The organism is Mycoplana rhizolycopersici (genome assembly GCF_013378445.1).
GTDB lineage: Bacteria > Pseudomonadota > Alphaproteobacteria > Rhizobiales > Rhizobiaceae > Mycoplana > Mycoplana rhizolycopersici.
Map to the genome: position 1 here is coordinate 48,574 of NZ_JABXYK010000016.1, position 21,881 is coordinate 70,454.

25 protein-coding genes are annotated in these 21,881 nt (G+C 59.4%); 10 read left to right on the forward strand and 15 right to left on the reverse strand.

The genetic code is table 11. The features are described from left to right. Nucleotides 1-52 precede the first annotated feature (52 nt). Both HV823_RS21175 and HV823_RS21180 read right to left on the reverse strand, forming a co-directional pair. Nucleotides 53-1,051, reverse strand: a complete 999-nt coding sequence (locus tag HV823_RS21175; protein WP_246301845.1) for a hypothetical protein — start codon at nucleotides 1,049-1,051, stop codon at nucleotides 53-55. After that, complete coding sequence (locus tag HV823_RS21180; protein WP_176951712.1) at nucleotides 1,048-1,503, reverse strand: DUF3846 domain-containing protein; 456 nt, start codon at nucleotides 1,501-1,503, stop codon at nucleotides 1,048-1,050. Before HV823_RS21180 ends, HV823_RS21175 begins: the two co-directional genes overlap by 4 nt. 744 nt (nucleotides 1,504-2,247) lie before the next feature. Here HV823_RS21180 and HV823_RS21185 point away from each other — a divergent pair. Further along, entirely contained in the window at nucleotides 2,248-2,709 is a 462-nt protein-coding gene (locus tag HV823_RS21185) for a helix-turn-helix domain-containing protein (RefSeq protein WP_176951713.1), read from the forward strand. A 464-nt stretch (nucleotides 2,710-3,173) separates the two neighbouring features. Here the strand turns inward: HV823_RS21185 and HV823_RS21190 are convergent, their stop codons facing one another. Then, entirely contained in the window at nucleotides 3,174-3,521 is a 348-nt protein-coding gene (locus HV823_RS21190; protein WP_176951714.1) for a hypothetical protein, read from the reverse strand. A 162-nt stretch (nucleotides 3,522-3,683) separates the two neighbouring features. Here HV823_RS21190 and HV823_RS21195 point away from each other — a divergent pair, with 162 nt between their 5' ends. The 3 genes from HV823_RS21195 to HV823_RS21205 all read left to right on the forward strand — a co-directional run bounded on the left by HV823_RS21195 (nucleotide 3,684) and on the right by HV823_RS21205 (nucleotide 6,348). Continuing rightward, nucleotides 3,684-4,523, forward strand: coding sequence for a hypothetical protein (locus tag HV823_RS21195; RefSeq protein ID WP_176951715.1), 840 nt, complete (start codon nucleotides 3,684-3,686; stop codon nucleotides 4,521-4,523). A gap of 125 nt (nucleotides 4,524-4,648) precedes the next feature. Beyond that, nucleotides 4,649-5,080: a LexA family protein gene (locus HV823_RS21200; RefSeq protein ID WP_246301846.1), complete on the forward strand. Its 432-nt coding sequence runs from the start codon at nucleotides 4,649-4,651 to the stop codon at nucleotides 5,078-5,080. Continuing rightward, the gene (locus tag HV823_RS21205; protein ID WP_176951716.1) at nucleotides 5,077-6,348 is read left to right on the forward strand and encodes a Y-family DNA polymerase; all 1,272 of its coding nucleotides are present in this window, start codon (nucleotides 5,077-5,079) and stop codon (nucleotides 6,346-6,348) included. The genes HV823_RS21200 and HV823_RS21205 overlap by 4 nt, the downstream gene beginning before the upstream one ends. Before the next feature lie 525 nt (nucleotides 6,349-6,873). Here HV823_RS21205 and HV823_RS21210 read toward each other — a convergent pair. The 4 genes from HV823_RS21210 to HV823_RS21225 form a co-directional block, all read right to left on the reverse strand. Then, nucleotides 6,874-7,038 (reverse strand): hypothetical protein, encoded by a 165-nt coding sequence (locus tag HV823_RS21210; protein WP_176951717.1) that lies wholly within the window; start codon nucleotides 7,036-7,038, stop codon nucleotides 6,874-6,876. A 567-nt stretch (nucleotides 7,039-7,605) separates the two neighbouring features. After that, nucleotides 7,606-7,947 (reverse strand): hypothetical protein, encoded by a 342-nt coding sequence (locus HV823_RS21215; protein WP_176951718.1) that lies wholly within the window; start codon nucleotides 7,945-7,947, stop codon nucleotides 7,606-7,608. A gap of 106 nt (nucleotides 7,948-8,053) precedes the next feature. Then, on the reverse strand, nucleotides 8,054-8,353 hold the full coding sequence (locus HV823_RS21220; RefSeq protein WP_246301847.1) for an I78 family peptidase inhibitor: 300 nt from the start codon (nucleotides 8,351-8,353) through the stop codon (nucleotides 8,054-8,056). A 24-nt stretch (nucleotides 8,354-8,377) separates the two neighbouring features. Beyond that, entirely contained in the window at nucleotides 8,378-9,061 is a 684-nt protein-coding gene (locus tag HV823_RS21225) for an SOS response-associated peptidase (protein WP_176951719.1), read from the reverse strand. A gap of 460 nt (nucleotides 9,062-9,521) precedes the next feature. On the opposite strand from HV823_RS21225, the gene HV823_RS21230 reads away from it, so the two are divergent. The 4 genes from HV823_RS21230 (at nucleotide 9,522) to HV823_RS21245 (ending at nucleotide 13,475) form a co-directional block, all read left to right on the forward strand. Then, nucleotides 9,522-9,824, forward strand: a complete 303-nt coding sequence (locus tag HV823_RS21230) for a HigA family addiction module antitoxin (RefSeq protein ID WP_176951745.1) — start codon at nucleotides 9,522-9,524, stop codon at nucleotides 9,822-9,824. Between the two features lie 11 nt (nucleotides 9,825-9,835). Next, nucleotides 9,836-11,449: an Eco57I restriction-modification methylase domain-containing protein gene (locus HV823_RS21235; RefSeq protein WP_176951720.1), complete on the forward strand. Its 1,614-nt coding sequence runs from the start codon at nucleotides 9,836-9,838 to the stop codon at nucleotides 11,447-11,449. Beyond that, nucleotides 11,446-12,360 carry a XamI family restriction endonuclease gene (locus HV823_RS21240; RefSeq protein ID WP_176951721.1) on the forward strand — a complete coding sequence of 305 codons (915 nt, stop codon included), beginning with the start codon at nucleotides 11,446-11,448 and terminating at the stop codon, nucleotides 12,358-12,360. Before HV823_RS21235 ends, HV823_RS21240 begins: the two co-directional genes overlap by 4 nt. A gap of 563 nt (nucleotides 12,361-12,923) precedes the next feature. Then, on the forward strand, nucleotides 12,924-13,475 hold the full coding sequence (locus tag HV823_RS21245; RefSeq protein WP_142523879.1) for a recombinase family protein: 552 nt from the start codon (nucleotides 12,924-12,926) through the stop codon (nucleotides 13,473-13,475). 173 nt (nucleotides 13,476-13,648) lie between these two features. Here the strand turns inward: HV823_RS21245 and HV823_RS21250 are convergent, their stop codons facing one another. The 5 genes from HV823_RS21250 to dsbD all read right to left on the reverse strand — a co-directional run bounded on the left by HV823_RS21250 (nucleotide 13,649) and on the right by dsbD (nucleotide 18,433). Then, the gene (locus tag HV823_RS21250) at nucleotides 13,649-14,410 is read right to left on the reverse strand and encodes a L,D-transpeptidase (RefSeq protein ID WP_142523878.1); all 762 of its coding nucleotides are present in this window, start codon (nucleotides 14,408-14,410) and stop codon (nucleotides 13,649-13,651) included. A 115-nt stretch (nucleotides 14,411-14,525) separates the two neighbouring features. Beyond that, the gene (locus tag HV823_RS21255; protein WP_142523877.1) at nucleotides 14,526-15,137 is read right to left on the reverse strand and encodes a DsbA family protein; all 612 of its coding nucleotides are present in this window, start codon (nucleotides 15,135-15,137) and stop codon (nucleotides 14,526-14,528) included. 1 nt (nucleotide 15,138) lies between these two features. Continuing rightward, nucleotides 15,139-15,834 (reverse strand): L,D-transpeptidase, encoded by a 696-nt coding sequence (locus HV823_RS21260; RefSeq protein ID WP_246301854.1) that lies wholly within the window; start codon nucleotides 15,832-15,834, stop codon nucleotides 15,139-15,141. Further along, nucleotides 15,831-16,646, reverse strand: coding sequence for a TlpA disulfide reductase family protein (locus HV823_RS21265; RefSeq protein WP_176951722.1), 816 nt, complete (start codon nucleotides 16,644-16,646; stop codon nucleotides 15,831-15,833). The genes HV823_RS21260 and HV823_RS21265 overlap by 4 nt, the downstream gene beginning before the upstream one ends. Further along, nucleotides 16,643-18,433 carry a protein-disulfide reductase DsbD gene (dsbD, locus tag HV823_RS21270; RefSeq protein ID WP_343051976.1) on the reverse strand — a complete coding sequence of 597 codons (1,791 nt, stop codon included), beginning with the start codon at nucleotides 18,431-18,433 and terminating at the stop codon, nucleotides 16,643-16,645. Before dsbD ends, HV823_RS21265 begins: the two co-directional genes overlap by 4 nt. Nucleotides 18,434-18,583: 150 nt before the next feature. Between dsbD and HV823_RS21275 the strand changes: the two genes are divergently transcribed. Next, entirely contained in the window at nucleotides 18,584-19,246 is a 663-nt protein-coding gene (locus tag HV823_RS21275; protein WP_142523874.1) for a response regulator, read from the forward strand. Next, nucleotides 19,243-20,634 carry an ATP-binding protein gene (locus HV823_RS21280; protein ID WP_142523873.1) on the forward strand — a complete coding sequence of 464 codons (1,392 nt, stop codon included), beginning with the start codon at nucleotides 19,243-19,245 and terminating at the stop codon, nucleotides 20,632-20,634. Before HV823_RS21275 ends, HV823_RS21280 begins: the two co-directional genes overlap by 4 nt. Here HV823_RS21280 and HV823_RS26815 read toward each other — a convergent pair. Genes HV823_RS26815 through HV823_RS21290 form a run of 3 tightly spaced genes read right to left on the reverse strand, consistent with a single transcriptional unit; the run spans nucleotide 20,615 to nucleotide 21,866 of the window. Then, complete coding sequence (locus HV823_RS26815; RefSeq protein ID WP_246301856.1) at nucleotides 20,615-20,827, reverse strand: hypothetical protein; 213 nt, start codon at nucleotides 20,825-20,827, stop codon at nucleotides 20,615-20,617. The genes HV823_RS21280 and HV823_RS26815 overlap by 20 nt on opposite strands. After that, a complete protein-coding gene (locus HV823_RS21285; RefSeq protein WP_246301858.1) occupies nucleotides 20,824-21,417 on the reverse strand; it encodes a DUF2243 domain-containing protein in 594 nt (197 codons plus the stop codon). The genes HV823_RS26815 and HV823_RS21285 overlap by 4 nt, the downstream gene beginning before the upstream one ends. Beyond that, nucleotides 21,414-21,866: a hypothetical protein gene (locus HV823_RS21290; RefSeq protein ID WP_142523871.1), complete on the reverse strand. Its 453-nt coding sequence runs from the start codon at nucleotides 21,864-21,866 to the stop codon at nucleotides 21,414-21,416. Before HV823_RS21290 ends, HV823_RS21285 begins: the two co-directional genes overlap by 4 nt. Nucleotides 21,867-21,881 lie beyond the last annotated feature (15 nt).

Sequence of the window (21,881 nt, forward strand, 5' to 3'; positions counted from 1 at the left end):
GGTTCGGCGCTGGCTCCTGCTCATCATGTCGATCCTCTGTTTCCAGAGCTGATCAAGCGGCGCTGTCGCCGCTGATCGATCGCAAGACGCACTTGGCCGCATAGCGTCCGGCCTCGTTCAAGTTGCGCTGCCACGCCCCTTGCGACGGGGACCAGCGGAAGCCGTGAGATTTCAAGGTGCGCCGCGTCTGCTCGTCCGGCTTGCCGGAGAAGAGCAACTGAATGCGGGCCATGTCGGTGTTTTCTTTGACTGTAACGGCTCCTGCCTCCGTCTCGATGTCCTCGGCGCGGTCGCCGCGCTTCTTCATAGCGGCAAGCGAAGCGAGGCGGGATTGCATCCGGCGCAGTTCGGCGCGGGTGTTGGTGGTGGAAAAGCCGCGCCGGTTCTGCCAAGGGGCAAGCGTGACGCCACGCGCTGCCCTTTCCTCGTCCATGCCGGTTTCTGCGACCACGCGGGCCAGAATGTCGGCTTCGCTCGCCTGATCCTTCTCCATCCGGCGGATGATGACATTCGCCCGTTTCATCCGGTTGATGGACAGGGCCAGGTCTTCGATCCGCGAGGCAATACGCTGCATGGCAGCCGGATCGCCGGAGCGGATCGGCTCGTCATCGGTCCCGTGGGGAAACGCCTTGCGCTTCACTGCCTTTTTCGCAGTCGCAATATGGGCCGAGATGTCAGCACGGCGGGCGTCTGAAACTCGCATCCGCTTTTCGTTACGGGCGACGGGAAAGCGGGCAGGACCGGTGATAAACCAGTTCATGCAACGGCCTTCCGCTGCCCAAAACTTGCGGGTGATCTCCACATGACGACGGGCAAAAGCCTCTAGTTCAGCGTCCGGCAGGGGCAGTTTTGCTTGCTCCCACAGCTCCACCATGTAGGCGGCAAAGCCGTTCAGGCGCTCTGCCAGCCCCTCCAGTTCGGACAGGGTGCGCCGCTCCGGAAAATGCGTGAGGGCATGGAAGTTATGTTCGATGTCCTTCGCCGCGATGGTCGCGGCAAAGGTTCCGGCGAGAATGGATAGGGTGCGGTCCTCGACAACGGCAATGATCATTGGATGCCTCCCTTGATCACGGTCGGGATGCGACGTTCGATGCGCGTCTGAAATCCAATCAGCACACCGGCAAGAATGACCCCTTTCGGCGTATGTTCGTCCTGTTGGGCAAACACAGGGTCCAGGACAGGCTTGCAGCATTTGAATCGGTTGGCCGCTTCCTCGATGCTGATTTGCGGCGGAAGGACGTGCGCCCCGTCCAGACTGGCAAGGACGATTTTTCCGGCCAATGGCTGCGGGTAGCCGTCAAAGATGGTGAAGGCGGTCAGGCCATCCCGCAAACCCTCCTCATCGACGATAAGAACGTGGTTCGTGTCGAATGGCACCACCTCGACAAGCTGGCATCCAATCAGCCCGTAGGTCTGAGAAAACGCGCTTGGCGCGGCGACCTCGGCGGCTTGAATGGTCCCGGCTTCCGGGTCCAGCAGGTAAACGGTTGCGGTTGTGGTCATAGTCTAGCCCTTTCTCCAATTCCGCGAAGCGGTCTTCTCATGCCCCTCGTGGGCAGGAGCCCCGCTCCTGCTCCCGAGCTCGCGCGGAGCAGCGGGGGAGAGGGTGGCAAGGGGATAAAAACGGAGGGGGTTCTCCCGCCCGAGGCAAAGCCGAAGGGGCGCCGCGTTAGCGGCGATCCTGCACGAAAGCGCGGCCTTAAGGCTGCGCGAAGGAAGGACGGGGAGACCGTTTTTTCCCCTTGTGAGGGAGAGGGGGCGGCGCTCCTCTTTCCCTCATCTAAGGGACAAAATGGACGCCTGCGGCGTCACTGCTTCTCTGTGAACCGCGCATGAGCGCAATGACTCATCGGAAGAACCGGAACCTGGCAGCGGAATAAAAGGAAAGGCCGCCCCGATACGAGGCGGGGCGGCCTCCGTTGGTACGCGACAAGAAAGGGCTAGAGACTTGCCACGACCTACCTGTGTCCGGGGGCAATATGGGTTGATCAATCACGCATGTAAACAGCCTAAGTCGATCCAATGTGGCGCGAGTTTTCGCTACGTTAGCGGCGAAGCCGCAAGCGCAACCGATCGCTACCCCTTTGGGCGGAGACAGCTTTTTGGCTGGCTCCGTGCCGCAGGCATAGAGCGGGGTCGCGTCAGCGATGCGCCAAATTTGATCACCAAAGTACACTTTAGGTCTTCCTTAGCGGTTGCGGTCCGGATTAGATGGACGCAACGTTTGGTGGATACGTTAGGAGTGCCATGGCAGGTCCTGTCTTCGAAAATTGGATCGACACCCTCGGGCTCATGGAGGTGCATGATCCAGCGCTTGAAAAGCCGACCTACCGTAAGCCCCAAAATGGTCGCGTGCTCCTTGCTGAAGAGCTGGAAAACCGAATTGCCGAGGCCCTTAGAGTGCATCGGACCAACCGCAGGCTCTCCGTCCAGAAGTTTGCCAAGCTTCTTGGTATCGGGTCCCGAACCTATGCGCGCTATGAAACAGGGCAGTCAAAGCTAACGGTCAGTCGTCTTGTTCACGCCTGCGAAGCTCTCGGGGCTCATCCGGAGGATCTGCTGGAACATGCGGCTCCTCACTTGTTCGGCAAAGACAAGGAGCATGCGAGATTGCTACGGCTCACGTTCAACGAACTGCGCAAGCTGGATACGAGAGGCCTGGAAGTAATTCGCGTCGTTCTCCCGCATCTGACAACGAAGGAGAAGTAGGCGGATCGTCGTTATCGGCGCGGCGAAAGCCGCGCCATAACTTTTCCTCAGTGGGATGGATTTGGTTTCCGCCGCGCGCCGGCCGCCTTTGGCGAACAGCCGGCGCTCATGCGGCGTCCTTCTCCGGCCGTTCTGGCGAAGACATCGCTCGGATCGATCGGCGCCAGTCCGAGATCCGAGAAAGACAATGAAGAACATCGGAGCTTTCAGCATAGCGCCGCCCCTCCTTCAGGGGCGGGAAAGCGGGAATTCTCGACACGGTTTTGACGGAAAAAGGGAAGCCGCAGGAGGCTTAGCATAGCGCCGCGAAGCGGAAGCCGGGGCCGACTTCCCCCAGCAAAACCGTTCCGCTGGGTTGAGGACAAGGCAACGTGGGAAGGGTTTGAGCACCTTTTGGACGCTCCGAACGCGCCAGAGGTGATTGGCATCGACGATCCTGTCGTCAGGAAAGGCAGCGACCGGTTTCAGTGAAGCGTGCGTGTCGAATCCGGTAGCAGTTTCACTGCCTTCTTCACGACGGTTCGCAGTTTCCGCCAGTCGGGCAAATCGCCTTCGTTCACGCGCTCCTGGATCGCCGTCAGGATCCATCCGACGCAGGCGATATCGTCTGCGGCTCGATACTCGTCTGAGCGGTGAAAACAAGCGACGATGCGAGGACGCGCGCCTTCTTCATTCTTCGGGATCTGGGAAACAAGATCCTGCGCTTCTCGATATGCCCTTGATACACGCCTGAGATCGTCTGGATCGGCTTGAGTGATCATACCCACCGTCCAGATCAGGGTTCTTGAAAGATCTTCTACTTCGTCAGCCATGGCGCGAGCTCCATTCTCTCCATCGTGACAATGCCCTCTAGCCTACCACTCGGCTTGAACTCGCGTTAGGTGCAAATCTGCGCTTTCACAAGCACAACCTGCGCATGGACAGTCTGCGGAACCCTCCCTAAAACTCTTCAGCAAGAGGCGGGGGATCGCGAAGTGGGACGATTTAAGTTTTATCTCGGTATCGGTGCGGCAGTGGCTGCTGCATCCGTAGTGAAGAGTTTCTTCGGGATCTCTGACCTCTGGATGACAATCGGCGTCATTGCAGCAATCGGTGCGATCGCACTTATGCACATCGAAAGCAGGCTAGATACCGTCGAGGCGAGAGTCGTTCACACGGACTATTCGGGCGTCTTAGCCCTGCTTGAAGGACCTCGACATGTCCCGCAACATCGACAGCCGGAAAGCCTTGCTGGAGGTGGCGCTATCTCATCGTGGATACGGCCGGAGCATGAAGTTCTGTTTCACGATTTTCGATGGTTCGCAGCGTTGCTGAATAAGCACCTCGCGGATCCATGGGCCATCGAAGAGCTGCCAAGCACTGATGCTCGCGGCTACGATGCACCAGACATCGGGCGGACCTACGCCGTATGGTACAACTCCTGCGAGGTCGGCAGTTTTCAGGTGACGCTGGGAGCCGGAATGCTCCTGGCTCGACAAAAGTCGACAGGCGAGCGGTCAGCACGCGTTGAACTCAACCTCCATTACCTTCGCTTTATTCCATATGTTCACGCTCGAGGGTTATTGTATGAGCTCGCGCTCATGGTAGGGAGTTTTGATCGCGCCCGGGACGATGAGTGGCGATCCAAGGCGCAGATAAGAGCTGCAGATGCCCTCAGCGGCCATCTATGGGAGGCAGTCCGCAGGCCAGATCAGGCTCCGCATTTCGAGTTTGTCGTTGAAGGATCTTATGATTTGCTGCGTGATCAGAACGACCATTGGACCAAGCATGGCTACGATCCGATGGCAGATGGCGGCGACAGAAAACGAGATTAGTCCCCCCACTCGCTTTTGAAGCGAAGCCTTCGATTAGGATCGCGTAATCTTCTACCTTGATTTTTGAGGCCCCATGTGTTCCCTGTTTGTTCCTTTCGCTACCAGTCGTGAAAGGATCCAATTGAATGCTCGCCGGCCTGAAAATCGAGGCAGAAATCTATGTGCCTCTCATGCTCCACGGGTTATGCGCCGGCTTTCCATCACCCGCAGATGACTACATCGAAGAGTCCATCGACCTTACCAAGCTCCTGATCCGGAACCCGCCGGCAACCTTCTTGTGGAAGGTCGACGGCAATTCGATGCGAGACGCCGGGATCTTCCATGGGGATCTGATCGTGGTCGACCGAAGCGTGCGGCCGGTCGATGGCGATATTGTCGTGGCGACCGTGCACGGCGAGCGATCATTGAAGCGGCTGCGCATGACGGGCGGTCGGCCGCGGCTGATGTTTGAGAATTCGGACATGCCGCTGTTCGACCTTCCAGAGATCGCAGAAGTCGAGATCTGGGGTGTCGCACTTTGCAACGTCCATTGGCTGCGACCGAGGAAGCAGGGATGACCTCATTTGCACTGATTGACGGCAACTCATTCTATTGCTCCTGCGAGCGCGTCTTTGACCCTACCATCGCAAAGCGGCCGGTGATTGTTCTGTCCAACAACGACGGATGCGCCGTTGCCAGGACGGCGGAGGCCAAGGCGCTCGGCATTGGCATGGGCGAACCCTACTTCAAGATCCGCGATCTCTGTCGTGACAATGATGTGGCGGTCTATTCCAGCAACTACACCCTTTATGGCGACATGAGCGCCAGGCTGAATGCGATCTATCGGCAATGGTCTCCGGATGTTGAGGTCTATTCGATCGATGAAAGCTTTTTGGATATGACCGACATCAGGCCCGCCGATCGCGTCGCCTTCGGCCGCGATCTTCGGTCCACAGTTCAGCAATGGACCGGGATCCCGACCTGTGTCGGCATTGGCCCGAGCAAGACACTGGCGAAGTTCGCAAACCACGTTGCCAAGAAGAACCCTGAGCTTGGAGGCGTCTGCGATCTGACAGATGCAGCCGTTCGGCAAAGCTGGCTCGATCGCGTCGAGGTTGGGGAGGTTTGGGGCGTCGGATCGGCATCAGAGCGAAAGCTATTCGGCCTGGGTATCGAAACAGCCGGCGACTTGGCGCGTGTTGATGCGCGGCTCGCCCGCAATCTTCTGAGCGTGGTGGGGGAGAGGACGGTTCTGGAGCTGCAGGGCATTTCATGCCTGCCGCTCGAAGACGTGCCGCCACAACGGAAGGGCTGCGCCGTAACCCGATCCTTTGGAACGCCGGTTACGGATCTGGCCGGAATGCTCGAGGCAGTCGCGGCCTATGCGATGAGGGCGGGAGAGAAGCTGCGACGGCATGGCCTCGAGGCGACACATATGGCGGTCTTCATGCATACGTCGCGCTTCAACTCGAAGGACAAACCGCACTCTGCTCAAACGACAGTCCATTTTCCCGAGACTTCGAACGATACTTTTGATCTGATCCGGGCTGCTCAGAGCGGAGCGCGCAAGATCTTCAGGGACGGCCATCGCTACGCAAAGGCCGGAATCATCATGAACGATCTGGTGCGGGCGGCGTCACAGCCTCGGCCCCTGTTCGATGCGCGGGACCGTGACCAGTCGCAACGGCTGATGACCGCCCTGGATGCGGTCAATGGGAAATTCGGGCGTGGCTCGCTTATCCCGGCCTCGGCCGGCATCAAGCGCGACTGGCAAACGAAGTTTGACCGTCGATCGCCGCGCTACACCACGAATATCAAAGAACTGCCCGTAGCCATGGCGCGCTAGAAAACGAAGAAGAAGCGAGGGATTTGGATGAGCCTGCCTCGGCTGAAGGATTACCGGGCGGAAAAGATCGACGTCGAGTGCCGGCGCTGCGACCGTTACGCCGTGCTCGATCGGAAAGCATTGGTGAAGAAATACGGCGCCAGCTGTCAGTTCGTGGACCTCAAGCGCGCCCTCGCGATTGGGTGCGACCGGAAGGGGGCAGATCATTGTGAGGCGCGGTTTCCCTGCCTCCTTAGGATCGGCGTTCTTATAGATCGTGGTTAGTCACCGAAAACGCCGGCTCGCCAGGATAAACACAATGCCCAAGCCTAAGAACGGCAGGGAGTAGGCGAGGGCATCCGGATATTTCCATGGCGCCGGGGGAAGGTTGCGACATCCGCCCGCGCCGTCCAGACCACAACTGAGGCTCGCTACAAAGTACCAGAAGCCGACTGCAAACAGGCAGACGGCTATTCCTGAGAATAGAAAGACGCGCTTGACCATAGCGCGACAATACCCAAGGCGCCGGCATTGAAAAGAGCCGCCCTAGTGGGGCGGCTCGGCGCTGATCAGCGCATCGAATGCGGCCTCTTCTTCGGCAAGCTTCGCTTCGGCCGCCGCCAGCTCGGCTGCGATCTGCTGACGCTCGGCATGGTCGATTGACGCTGCAAGTTCGGCGCGCAGTTCGTTGATGTGGTCGTAAGTGGTCATCGTCGGCTCCTTTGAATGAAAACAAAGGTGCGGGACCGACAAGGGAGGGTTTGGGTCAATGACCGCCGTAGGCGGCCTGCGGGGCGTGGGGGAGCCGATTTCGTTGCGTAGCGGCGAAATGGGGGAACCGCGCATCATTGACGCGAACCCTCACCTGTCGGTATGATGGTTGATGTTGAGAGAGATTTTACCTTTCCGTATCTCTCCGTCACTTCGGATCGGAACCTGAGACACCTCACGGCGTTCTGGCGGCGGAGGGGCAGCGATGACAGATAGATCTCACGTATTCAGGCAGCTCGCCTGTAGCGACATGGTTCGCAAGGCGGCACAGGCCAACCATCAACCGATACCGAATGACGCTCGCATCGACGCCCTGTTGCAGCGGCTTTCTCAGGCTGACCAGGATTCACACGAGAAAGCAACAAAAGGAAGTCCGTACCGAAACTCGGAGTAGTCGCCTTGCGCGCCATCTTACGGGAACCCATATAGGTTGGTAGCTGACGTGCGTACCCTCCTCCCAGTCCGCGCGTCGGCTGTTCCCCTCTGGAGGTTATTGACCCCCACACCTTAAGGGCCGCGATTTTCCGCTGGCCCTTTTTCTTTGAGGAAATGCCAATCAGCCGCAGGCTCAGTTTCACCCTTGGGAAGCACTAAGTTCAGCCTGCCATGCTCCGTTTCCAGGAGAGCGTTAAGGCCGCGAAAATCACGCCAGATGGAGGCGAGGAAGGCAGCACTCGCAATGGGCCGGTCAATGACTTGTTCCAGCTTTCTCGTCAGAGCTGCGCTTGTCCGCTTCAAATGCTCTGATGCATAGGGATCTTCGCATATAGCGGTGGTGATTGTGTGTATCTGCCTCACTGATCTGACTGTCTGCGCAGTTCTCAGATAAGCAGAAAAGGTCTGTCCCATAGATAGCTCCGTACCGGCCCCCGAAGCTAACGCAAAAGCCCCCCGATTCTATGGGGGCGATTGCCCTCTTGGTTAAGCAGTAGTTACCATGACTGGCACAGCTCAATCAGCCGCAGGTGGCTCGAACAACAAGGCTGGATGCGGGATCCGTCTCGATCGTCAGCCGATCCTCTCTAAAGTCCTGGGTCACCATATCGCCGGGTTGGATCTGGCGAACCGTCTTAGAGCCGGTCAGCTGCATCGCCTCTGCATCTGTCGGCTTTTGCTTGCCGACCAGCCCCTGCGCGGCTTCGGACTTGCATTGTCCTGCCGCCATGGAGGTCGAGGCACCATCCGCATTGCAGCCGGATACGACCAAAGTCATTCCGGCGAAAAGCATCGGTATGGGATAGAACGGCGATCTCATCGGACTCTCCTTGTTCTGAAGCTCCTACAAGGAGTTCAGGATTGGCTTTTTCGTGTCGCTGCCATCATAGCGAGACGAATTCACCTCCCGGCCGACACGGTAAAACTCAAGCTGGCTGTCGATCTGGTTTTCAAGAAGGAAGGCTTTCGCGTCAGCACCCTGAACAGAGGCATCCAACCAGGGCTCATAAGCCGATGGATCCAGCATGACGGGCATTCGCGTATGAATGTGCGCAATGTGGTCAACGGCTGGCGCTGTGATGATCGTGCAGCTGGTGACACCTAGCTTGTCGTTATGCGCCCATAGTCCGGCGAAGGAGAAAGGCTTTCCGTCAGGGAGCTGCAACAGCCATGGGTCTTTCTTGCCGTCCTCTTCGCTTGTGGTCCATTCGAAATAGCCATCAGCCGGGATGAGGCAGCGCTTCGACTTGAAGGGTTCGCGGAATGCCCCTGAAGTGTCGACCGTCTCGATCCTCGCATTGAACATCGCGGCCTTCGGCAATTCCTTGGCGAAGAAGGGCACGAGCCACCAGCGTCCGTAGTCGATTTCGAGGTCGCCGGCTTTGTCCTTGTGGGCGAAATGGACGTTCTGTGTCGGCGCGATGTTGTACCGCGGCGGCGTGTTCGACGGAGGCGGGTTCTCCGCATGGATATTGTAGAGGGCGTGAATCTCCGCCCAGGCCATTGTGTTGGTGAACCTACCGCACATGTCGATGTCCTAAGCCGCTGAGCCCAAAATGCCGTAATACAGGTTCCACAGCCAGCTTACACGAGGTTCAGCAGTCGCAAGGCAATCCAGTAAGCGTGGCTGCGCTTGTTCTATGTCGCAAATGCCAGTCACCAACGCGTACCTTTGGCGCTCGACGTCTGCTAACCGCCAGCCCATCCAGGTGCATCCTGCCATGAGGAAAACGATCAAAACATTCCTCAAGCCAAACCTCCATTCAGCTGTTGAACTAATGTCGGCATCCCTCTCTCCTCTCGATCCCGAAAACTATGAATCACGGGACTGGTTAAAACAACAGGCGCGGCTGGTTCAGGAGTGCTCGCATATCATTTAGAACGAAAGGGGAATTGGATTGTAATCCGTAGCATTACGGAATACACAATTTCGACGAGTCGACTTGTGGGAGGCGGCGATTAAAACGTCAGCCAGACTAAAACCGAAGATGCCGGCACATCCGGGTAGCGTCGTCAAAGGTGAGATTATCGAGGCCCGTGGGTTGTCGGTTACAGAGGCGGCGTCTGCGCTCGGTGTAACGCGACCGGCCCTATCGAAGCTGCTCAATGGTCGCGCGCACCTTTCTACGGAAATGGCGCTGCGTATCGAGAAAGCCTTTGGCCTTTCAATGGAGTGGCTGATGGGGATGCAAAACAGCTTTGATATTGCCGAAGCACGACAAAGGGAAGGCGAGATTAATGTCCTTCCCTTCCAAGATAAAACACTGCGCGCGCAAGCGAAGCCGGCGTAAGGGCAATTGGCATGACCGACTTACAGACTATCTTCAACAGCGAAAGCGAGCTGGTCGCAGCGGCACTCGCGCTGGGGGCAGAAAACGCGGGCGGCTCACTGACCGCGGGGGAACTCGCGCTCGCGAAGGAAGCCGGCGTTGCGCCCAAAGGTGCGGTAGTTACTCTGTTGAAAGACCTGATCCGCGCGGGGAAGGATCCTCTTGGAGATATCTTCTCTACGTTGCGCTCTTCGGAAACACGCCGCGAGCACGGCGCGACTTATACACCAGCTCCTATCGTGCAGACGATGGTGGACTGGGCGGCCTCGACGCGTAATCCCGTCCGCATCGTCGATCCGGGCGTCGGTTCGGCGCGCTTTCTGATGCGCGCAGCCGCGGCTTTTCCCAAAGCAGAGCTTGTCGGTATCGATATTGATCCGCTGGCGGCACTATTGGCGCGTGCGAACCTTGCCGCAGCAGGCTTCGCCGATCGCTCGCGTATCATATTGGGGGACTATCGTCGTTTTTCCGACCGCGTGGATGGGAGCACGCTCTACATCGGAAATCCGCCCTACGTGCGGCACCATCAAATAGCTCCGAAATGGAAAGAGTGGCTTGCAATCGAAGCTTCGAAGCTGGGTCTCTCAGCTAGCAAGCTGGCGGGCCTGCACGTGTATTTCTTCCTCGCGACGGCGCGAAACGCAAAGCCCAAGGATTATGGCACTTTCATAACTGCCTCTGAATGGCTTGACGTGAACTATGGTGCCATCGTGCGCACGCTGATGCTCGGCGCACTTGGCGGCAAGAGCGTGACAGTAATCGATCCCAACGCACAGCCTTTCCCAGATGCTGCTACGACAGCTGCAATTGCGACTTTCGAGATCGGAGCCAAACCCACTTCCGTATACTTTCAGCGCGTTGACGACCTAGATAAGCTGGGGGAACTCGGCAAGGGTCGTAAAATCCACCGCGACCGGCTATCGACGGAAAACCGCTGGTCGCACCTGACGCATATTACGGAAAAGCCCCCGGAGGGCTACGTCGAGCTGGGCGAACTCTGCCGAGTGCATCGCGGCACCGTGACCGGTGCGAATGGTGTATGGATTGCGGGCGAACATAGCGCAGGCCTGCCGGACTCGGTGCTGTTCCCCACAGTGACGCGTGCGCGCGAGGTGTTAGAAGCGGGCGGGCTTTTGCACGATCCTAAGCGCCTACGCTGCGTGATCGACATACCCACCGATCTTGATGAACTCGACAATGCCGACCGCAAGGCGGTGACCAAATTTTTGAAAATCGCGCGTCGGATGGGCGGGGATAAAGGCTACGTAGCGAGCCATCGCAAAGCGTGGTGGTCAGTCGGTCTCCGTGCCGCTGCGCCGATCATCTCGACATATATGGCACGTCGTCCGCCAGGCTTTGTCATCAACAGAGCCGAAGCGCGGCACATCAATATCGCCCACGGCCTCTATCCGCGCGAGGAGCTGTCGGAGGATGCCAAGAAGGCCCTCGTCGACTACCTGTCAGTAAACATTACGCAGCGGTCTGGTCGAACCTATGCGGGCGGCCTCACAAAATTCGAGCCTCGCGAAATGGAGCGTCTGATTGTGCCCGGTCCCGCTCTTCTCGTTGCGGGTGCTGCTCGATGATTGAACCTCCTGTCTGGACCGCCGAGCAGTTCGAAGCCGACCGCCTGAAAGCCAGTGCCGCCTTCACCAAGGAACGTCTCGAAGAACCCCTTGAGGACTACCTCGAAGCCTTCGACCTGTATCAGGGGTATGTCGAAGAATTGCTGGAAACAACGGTCGACCTGACCGATCTCGATACCCCCGCGCTCGATGTCTTGGGAGAACCCCATTTACTGGAAGCCTTTCGCTACCTTGCCGCACCGCCGATCTCGACGGACGATTACAAGGTGCTGGCAGATGCCAAGTCTCTTTCAAAGAGTCATCTCCAACGGTCGCCGGCTGATGTAGCACGGCTGATCACCGTTGTGCGTCAGGTGCTCGACCGCCGGCGCTTTGCTTGGGTGGTCGAAGGTCGTGAGCCGACTGAAGCGGAGCGCAATGCGGCAGTTGTAGCATCGGCCGCGCTGATCGCGGCAAGCAAAACGCAAACTGGACGTCGGACCAAGGGAAAAGAGCAGCAAGAAGCGACAGTAAAGGCCGCTCTACGTGCGCTGGGCTTCACGGAGGTGCCATCGCGCACAATCGTCAACATCTCTGGTGCCCCTGCGCCTGGAGAGTTCTGCGGCGAAAGTAAACTAGGTACACGCAAGGGCGACATCATCGTGCGGCTGCACGATCATCGCGTCATGCCGATCGAGTGCAAGGTGTCGAACTCGTCGACGAATTCCGTGAAGCGTCTGAACAATGACGCAGCGGTTAAAGCACAAAGCTGGAAGACCGATTTTGGCCTGCGCCAGGTTGTCCCAAGCGCTATGCTATCTGGGGTGTACAAGCTGCACAATCTCATCGACGCGCAGGATCGCGGCCTAACCATATTCTGGGCACATGACCTCGTGGCTCTGACAGACTGGATTGCCAGCACGAAACCCTGATAGGGATCGCTCAGGAATTCTTAGCCTCGTAATCCGCCCAAAGCTCCTCAAATAGCTTTCGTATTGACAGCTTCCGGCGAGCAGCCTCCGTTTTCACAGCGGCCGCCATTTCGGGGGACAGGCTGATGCCGACGATCTGCCTGCGGCGGGGCTTTTCAGAAGTTTCTTCCATACGTTAACTTGTCGCCCGGTCGATAACATCAGTCAAGTCAACTATTGCGCGCCGGCGCAGGCTAAAAGCCGCTTCTCGCAAGTCTTAGGAATCCGCAAAGTCGACCAGCGGGTTCACCGTCATGCATGCGCGACCAATAGGGAGTTGCCTACGGTCGACATTGAACCTGTATTCGCAGCTCATCGTCCCATCGATGACGCTCTGGGGTATGCGAACCTACTGAGCTTTGCCATCCACAGCCAAACCCATACGGCCCTGCCTCCGCAGATGTCTCGTTGATGTATACCTCCTGAGACAATCTCTGTGAGACACAAATCAGTGTATCATTTGGGTTGATTTTGCAGTTATGAGACGCTACCCATTGAAGGTCTAGAACCTACTGAGACGTTTCATGGCAATTTACGGGTATGCGCGGGTCAGCACCATCGATCAGGATCTGGCGATTCAAGAGGCGGCTCTGAAGGCGGCCGGGTGCACGGTCATCCGGGCGGAAAAGAAATCCGGAGCGAACAAGCAGGATCGGAAGGAGCTCAACACGCTTCTAGAATTCATGCGCGACGGCGACAGCCTGGTCGTGACGCGGGTCGATCGGCTGGCGCGGTCAGTTGGGGATCTGCAGGACATCGTACGGCTACTCAAGCAAAAAGGGGTGACGCTGAAGGCGACGGAACAGCCGATCGACACCAGCTCAGCGGCCGGCAAAGCTTTCCTGGATATGCTTGGCGTGTTTGCTGAGTTCGAGACGAACCTTCGTAGAGAACGACAGATGGAAGGCATCGCCGCAGCAAAAAGCAGAGGGGTTTACAAAGGCAGGAAGCCCCATGTTGATGTTGCTGAGATCCGCCGGCTTAGGTCCGACGGGATGGGACCGACAGAAATCGCTAAGGCGCTTAACATAGGTCGGGCGAGCGTATATCGTGCCCTTAGAGAAGCATCATCGTAGGGCGAGATGGCCGCTCGCGCCAACAGCGGACATTGCAGTGCCAGCGCCTACGGCTGCGTTACGGCAACACCTCAAGCAACACACAACGTTTCCACGAGCCGAATGCGGCCATTCCTGCCTCCTGACGCGCAGTTGACCCCCCTGTGGATTTTACAACCGGATCAACCTGAAGTTCAACCTACGAGCAGATGGCTCATTGCCGGGTCGGGAATGACCACGATGCGGCTGCCATCTCTTACCTCGTCGTGAAGGTGAATCACGTCCTGATTGATGAGCCGGATGCAACCTGAGGAAACGGCCTTCCCAATGCTGAAGGCCTCAGGTGTGCCGTGGATTCGATATAAGGTGTCCTTCCCGTCCTCATGGATGTAGAGCGCCCGCGCGCCGAGCGGATTCTTCAGTCCGGGAGGCATGCCGCCATTTGCAATGCTGTAGGGTTCCAGTTCCGGTTGCCGCGCGACCATGGAATCGGGCGGCGTCCAGCGCGGCCATTCCCGCCTGTAGGCCATGATAGCCTGTCCCGCCCAGGCAAATCCTTCACGTCCGACCCCGATCCCGTACCGCATGGCACGGCCATCGGCCTTGACGTGGTAGAGATACTTGCCTGGCGTATCGACTACGAGGGTTCCCGGTCTCTCGCTCGTGGGATAATCGACCTCCGTCCGCCAGAATTGCGGGTCGAGTTGAGTGATATCGACTTCCGGGACCGGAAAACGCTCATTCGGCATGGCATAGTACATCGGCGGCACCACTGGCGTGGGCGCCGGCAGGGGTTCCGGGAGCGTCGCCAAAACGGGCGGGGGCTCGGTCGAGACGCAGCCCGAAACGGCGATTGCTCCAATCCCAAGGATAAATGAACGCCTCGGCAAGCTTGCGCCAATGCGGCTCGCGGTTGAGCAGCTAGTTCTTCTTTTGGTCTGGATCTCATTGATCATGCGGCGACTCTTTGTTGATTTCTTCGATCTCTTCCAAGCCCGCCAGCCTTAAGGCAGCCTGAAGGCTCTGCCGGTGCTTCTTGCAGAACAAGACCGGCTCCAAAAAGCCGTCCACTCATGCCGCGCGGGCCTCTGCTATCGCGCCCTTCAGCCCTTTTTCATCCAGGACGCCGGCGAACGTCGTCCGCCCTATGACAAAGGAGGGCGTGCCTGCGAAGTTGAAGGCCAGCGCCTGACTGTAGTTGCGGTCGAGCAGCCCCGAGATCTTGGCGCTATGCTTGTTCACAGCGGCAGCAATCTCCTGCATGGTGAGGCCGGTGCTCGTGAGCGCTTTTTCCACCTCTTCCTCCGTCAGCTTTCCCGTCGTCTTCATCAGCGCTTCCATGGCCGGCTCGTACTTGCCGATCTGTGCGGCTCCAAGGACTGCCTGGGCGGCAAAGATCGATGCGCCGCCGAAGACAGGCCAGTCCTTCAGCACCAGCCGGACATTGCCATCCTCGCGAACCACCTTTTCGACCATCGGATGGATCTTCTTGCAGTAAGGGCACTGGTAGTCGAAGAACTCGACGACCGTGACGTCTCCCTTCGGGTTTCCGAGAACGGGCGCGTCTGGGTCGTAGAAGACTGACTTTTCGGTGATCTCCTGGCTGAACGCCATCCGAGGCAAGATAGCGGCGAATGCGGCAGTGCCGGCGGCGGCGGCGAGCAGGTTTCTACGAGTGATCATGTCATACTTCTCCTTTTCCGGATTCTGTGGGTCCGAGCACGACGACCTTCGACCCCTTCGGCACGCGTCGGTGGAGGTCGATGATGTCGTGGTTCAACAGCCTGATGCAGCCGGACGAGACCGACTTGCCGATGCTCCAGGGTTCATTGGTCCCGTGGATGCGATAGAGCGTGTCCTTGCCCCCCTGGTAGAGGTACAGGGCACGTGCTCCCAGAGGGTTTTTGATGCCACCCTCCAGGCCCGATGCTAAAGGGCCGTAGCGCTCCGGATCGCGCTGGATCATGTTCTGGGTCGGCACCCAGCCCGGCCATTGCGCCTTGCGCGAGATGTCGGCTTCGCCCTCGAACTCCATACCCGCCTTGGCCACGCCGACGCCGTAGCGCATCGCCTTGCCACCCTCCATGACGAGGTAAAGAAAACGGGAATGGGGATCGACCACGATCGTGCCCGCCGGATAGCCGGTCTTGTAGTCGACGACCTGGCGGACGTTCTTCGGGTCCATCTTGGAGACATCGACGCCGGGGATGGTCTCATCTCCATCCTTGATCGGGGCGTACATGCTGGCCAGTGACGTATCCACCTTCGGGTCTTCGATCTTTGGTGGCTCTGGGGCCGTCTGCGCGCAGGCGGACAGGCCCATGACGAAAAGCGAGGTGGTCAACGGTCGCCACAGAGCGGCCGCTCGGGAAGGTGTCATTCGGATATTCCTTCTTCAGATTTGAGTTCCTGGATCTTATGCGCGAGGACCTCGCGGGAAATCTCGCCAAGATGGGAGCCTGCGAGCGTGCCGTCCGCTGCGAGAAAGAGTGTCGCTGGAAGGCCGACTGCCGAGTAATGGCGGCTGAGCAGAAGTTGCGGATCGAGCACCGCCTGCGGCAGGATGAGGTTCTCGCTCCGGAGGTAGTCAGCGATCTTTGCCGAGGTCTCTCCCTGGTTTGCGAAGACAAAGTCGACATCGGTAGTGCTGGCAGCAAGTTCCACCATCATCGGCAGCTCGCGGCGACAAGGCGGGCACCAGGTCGCCCATAGGTTCAGAACCGTCGGGCGACCGTTGTCACCGATCCTGCTTTCTGCACCGTCAAGGGTCCGGAAGGCTGAGGTGACGGCCGGAAGCTGCGTATCGGAATAGGTGAATGCCAGCGTCGCCGTTGTCGCGACGGCTCCCGCTGCGACACTTGCCGCAGCCCATCCGACAAGCTTTCGGCTCCTCAGGAACAGCACGACCAGCATCACGCCGACGCCTGCGGCACCTCCGCTCCAGGAGAAGCCGCCTTGCCAAACAGAAAGGATCCGCCAAGGCTCTGAAGCGAAACTCCCTGCATACTGCAGAACATGCCCCAGGCGCGCCGCCGCAAGCCCGGCGGCCGCCGTCCACGACGACCAGCGGCCGAGCCTGTCGTCGACACGATGGGCAAGAACGGAGGCCACGGCAAGGAACGCGACCATGCCGATGATCGCTGCGAAACGCTCGGCATCGAACGCAAATGGACCAAGCGACACCGCGTTCATCGGAGCTGACCCTTCGCGCTCGACGCCGAGACCGTAACGGTGTCCGCAGTGATCTCGCCCACAAGTCGAGTGTCTTGGACTTCTTGGTTGTCCCGGTCCAGAAACAGCATCGTCGGCGGCCCGACGACCTGCAGCTCCTTCATTAACGACTGGTTTGCCTCGGTGATCTCGCTGAGATCGACCGAGACCAGACGGACGCCGTCGAGCGCGTCTGCCACGGTCGCGTCCGGAAGAACGGACCGCTCGATCACCCGGCAAGTGACGCACCAGTCGGCCGTGAAGTAGACAAGCGTGGGGGCGGCGGGCCCATCGGCTTTCAGCAACGAGGACAGATCGGCTGCCGAGGCGATGGACTGGAACGAGTCCTTGCCGATCACTCTCGCGGGTGTCGCGTCTCCGGAGCGTGCGGCAGCAATCGTCGCGAGAGGCTTCAAAGGGTCCGTCGCGCCGGAGAGGCCGCCAATCCCCAGGATGACGCCGTAGAGACCCGCCAACATGCCCGCGGATTTGGCAAGCCGTGCAGCGCCACCGGCCTCGGGTCGCATCTGATCGAAAGCTCCTATGAAGACTGCGAAGGTGATCGCCAGAACGGACCACAACAGAAGACCAGCTCCGGCAGGCAGCAGACGGTCCACGAGCCAGACGGCGGTGGCGACGAAGAGGAAGCCGAAGACCTGCCGGACACGTTCCATCCATTGTCCTGCACGGGGAAGGAGGCCCGACCCGAAGGTTCCCATCAGGATCAGCGGGATGCCCTTGCCGACGCCGAGCGCAAACAGGGCCGTCGCGCCGAGGACGACGTCTCCTGTCTGCGCAATGTACAGAAGCGCGCCCGCCAACGGAGCCGTGACGCAGGGGCCAATGACCAGAGCGGATGAAAACCCCAGTGCCGCGGAAGACATTAGGGAGCCTCCGCGGTGCGCGGCAACCCGGTTCCTGAGAAAGGACGGAAGCTGCAGTTCGAACAGCCCGAAACTGGAGAGTGCCAGAGCTACGAAGATGGCTGCAACCAAGAGCGTCGCAGTAGTAGACTGTAGTGCGATCTGGAAGCTCTGGCCCCACCATGCAGCGACCACGCCGAAGAGACTGAAGGCCGCTGCAAGAGCGAGGACGTAAGTCGATGACAGGGCGAATCCACGTCCGGTCGACAGGCTCTCGCCTTCCCTCGTCAGTGTCGCTGCCAGGATCGGGTACATGGGAAACACGCATGGCGTAAAGGCCAGCAGGACGCCAAGACCGAGGAAGCCGACAATCAGGAAGAGGACGCCGCCGCGGTCGAGGAGAGAACCGACCACACCGTTGGTTGACTGGTCCGAGATGCGGATGCTGGAGCTGTCGGCGGCTTTCGGCGCCTTGGACACGAGAGGAAAGGCTGCCTGCGATTGAAGCGCAGTCTGGAGACCAGATTTTCCTGTGTCCGACTTGGGTTCAAGCGTCGCTGCGTCGATCTCGACGGTCGTCGGCGGGTAGCAGAGGCCGCCATCCTGGCAGCCTTGGTAGGTCACGTTCAAAGAGCCCGTGACCGGCCCGGCGACCGTGGCCGTGGCAGTGCCGTAGTAGACTTCGGTGCTTCCGTACCCTGGATCCTCCTTGATGACACCCGGTGGAGTTGCCATTTCGAGAGGCTTGCCGCCGACGCCGGTCACACTCAGGTATTCCCGGTAGAGGTAGTAGCCGTCCTCGAGCTGCCATCTTATTGCGATGTCGGAACCATCGCGGCCAGCCTCCATGCGGAAAGCCTGATCCATGGGGAGCGGCGTTTCGATGGCTAACGCCACGGCCGACACAGCTATGGTCGCGAGGAAACATGACGCCGACAGGAAGAAACGCAAAGGGCTGCTCCGTTGGTTGGGTTGGAGCGGCGGTCTCTCCTCCCAACCTTAAGGCAGCCTTAAGGTGGCGGGCGCAGGGAGGATGCGAAGCTAGACGAGGATGTGATGCGGCTACTTGTGCTGGAAGATGACGAGATCCTGCTGGACGGCTTGAAGGTCGGGCTGCAGATGTGCGGCTTCACGGTGGACGCCGTGACATCGGTTGCCGACGCCGACGCGGCCATCGAGGCCGATCGCTTCGACGCGATCATACTCGACCTCATGCTCCCTGACGGATCAGGCCTCGATGTGCTGTCGCGGATGCGCCGCTCCGGCGATCGCACGCCAGTTCTCCTCCTGACGGCAAAGGACGAGGTCGCGGATAAGATTGCGGGACTGGATTCAGGGGCAGACGACTATCTCGGCAAGCCATTCGATCTCGACGAGGTTGCGGCCCGTCTGCGCGCCATTGTCCGCCGTGGGCATGGTCGTGCGGCAGGCCTTCTGGAGTGGAATGACATAAGCCTCGACCCGGCACGCATGTCCGCATCGCGCGACGGGATGACGATCTCCCTTTCCCGACGGGAGTTCGTGATCCTGCAGGCGTTGATGGAGACGCCGGGTGTCATCCTGTCGCGGTCGAACCTCGAGGAGAAGCTCTATGGGTGGCAGGAGGAAATCGAGAGCAATACCGTCGAGGTTCACATCCACAAGCTGCGATCCAAGCTCGGTGCGTCATTCATCGAGACCGTGCGTGGCGCGGGCTACCGGTTGAGGACATTGCAATGAATTCCATACGGATCAGACTGTTTGCGATCCTGCTGGCCACGACCGGCGCCGTCTGGCTTTTCGCCGCGGCCTGGATCTACGCAAGCACGCAAGCCGAAGTCGAGCGGGTGCTTGACGCACGTTTGATGGAAGCGGCACGCATGGTGAGCTCGCTCATCACGGATCACCGGATCGAACCGTCTGCGGCGGTAGACGCTGCAATCGCGAATGCTCCGCCTCCACCGTTCAAGCAAGCTGACGGCAGCTACAGCCGCCAGCTCTCCTGCCAGATCTGGTCGCTTCAGGGCAGCCTCGTCAGCCGCTCCGAGAGTGCGCCCGCAACTTCGCTTGCCAGCCATACGGATGGCTTCGAAGAAACTGAGATCGACGGAGAACGGTGGCGTGTCTACGCGGTCGTCAACCCGACGCTCGGCGTTCGTGTTCTGGTCGGCGACAGCCTTGAGATACGCGACCGACTCATCGGCGACGTCATCAAAGGGCTTCTTGTTCCCGGCATCGTCATCCTCCCCGTCTTGGCGGTGTTGATCTGGGTCAGCGTCGGCCGCGGTCTTGCCCCACTGACGCGCATTGCCGAGGGACTTGCCGGGCGTTCCGCATCTGAACTCCATCCGATCGATGACGGAACCGTGCCGCGGGAAGTGCGGCCGGTCATTCGAGCGCTGAACAGCCTGTTCGGCCGCGTGGCCGAAGCCCGTGACCGGGAGCAAAGCTTTACCGCCTATGCTGCGCATGAACTGAAGACGCCGCTTGCTGGTCTCAAGACCCAGGCGCAGATCGCTCTCAGGACCGACGACTCCACGATCCAGCGCGAGGCCCTTTCCCGTATCTCCACAAGTGTCGACCGAACCAGCCGGATGGTCCGTCAGCTTATTGATCTTGCCGCCGTCGATGCCTCGCAGGGCGCCGCCAAGGATGAGCCAGTCGACGTTGCAGTACTTGTTGGCGAGATCGCTTCGGAACTGGAGACGCAGCTAGCGGCTAACGAAGTTCACGTCGCGGTGGAGTTCGCAGATCGAGCCCGGCAGCCGGCAGTTCTTGAGGCCGACAGAATCCTCCTGCGTCTGGCGATCCGAAACCTGCTCGAGAACGCAGTTCAGCACTCGCCGAAGGGGGCAGAGGTCAGGTGCCGGGTCAGCGCAAGTCAAAGCGAGGTCGTTGTCGAGATCCTAGACCAAGGGCCGGGAATTACGGTTGCCGATGAGGCGCGGGTGACGGAACGCTTCTTCAGAGGGTCGACGGCCTCTGGTCATGGAAGCGGCCTCGGATTGTCGATCGTCCAGATGGCGCTCGATCGTCTCGGCGGCAACCTGACGTTTGAGAGAGGCGGTACATGGTTCGTCGCGAGAGCGTGCTTCCCATCTGACCGCCTCAGACGCGCGTCCAGTTGAAGCATCCGGCTGGGAAGATGGAGTTGCTGATCAGGATCGCGCCGTGATCGTAGAACCGCTTCACATCCCCTCCAGCAGACATGTCGACGGCCCAGACCATGTCGGAGGCGTCGGACCACAGGAGGCGCCCGCCGCTTGCTTCGAGCCCTTGCATCGCCTGTGCGCCGGTGGAGCCAGGGCCGAACACGATCATGATAGTTCCCTCATTTGGCGCGGTAGCGCGGCGAGAGGCCCGGCGATCACGACTGCCAAGGCCAGTCCGACCGGCTCCTTCGAAATCCGGCGCCCGTCGCCTCTCATGCCGTTCCGGCGCAAGTAGGCCCCCAGGGCGAGAGGCACTAGGCCGAAAACGACGAACCAAAGGAGATCCCAGAACAATTGGTTTTCCACGTCCATACGGATCCGGTGAATCCCGAGTATCCAGTGGGAAAGAACGCTGTCGAGAATGTGCCAGACGCCGAAGCCGATCAACGCGCTTGCGAAGAGGAGCCTGTCTGCTCCGCGAGCAGCAAAAGAGTGTCTCGACCGCCACAGAAGCCAAAGCCCCGCCGCGGCAATCACATACATCAGCGCGTGGAAGAGTCCGTCTGTCAGGATCAGGACGCGAATGTCTTGACGTGCTTCTTCGATGCTGCTCAGGAGATGATGCCATTGCAGGATCTGGTGAAGCAGTATTCCGTCGAAGAAGCCGCCCAGCCCGAAACCAAGCGCATAACCCGACCATATCAGTGTCGCGGGGAAGTTCTGCTTGTCACTTTCGTTCGGTCTGATGGCTGCCGTCATGCCCCGCCTCGTCTGATCCCTACAGCTCGAAGGACGATGTCGAGCTCGTTGCCGCCCTTGACGTCGAAATCACCTCTAAGCGCCTTCAGCGCATAGCGCTCCTGATTAATCTCCTCCGCCGTGCGGAAGCCGAGCCGACGCAGTATCGGCAGCGGAGGGCACCAGCCTTGCATGGCGTGCTGGAAGAGGAAGCCGGTTACGATCGCCGGAAGTGCAAGCCACCTTCGATCCACCGTGGCCGCAAGCATCGTTCCCGTGAATGCCAAAGTGGAAGCATTCGCCTCGAGCGTGCGCTCGATATCCCATTCCCGATCGATTTCGGCCAGCCTCGTTGCGATCTGGTCGGGGTGGGTTTCGTAGTAGGCGAGCCTTTCTTCCAACTGCCTACGAAGACGGTCGTTGATCTCGTCGGATGTCTGGGCGCTGACCCGGCTTGCTGTCGTGGCCATGGTTTTGATCTCCTC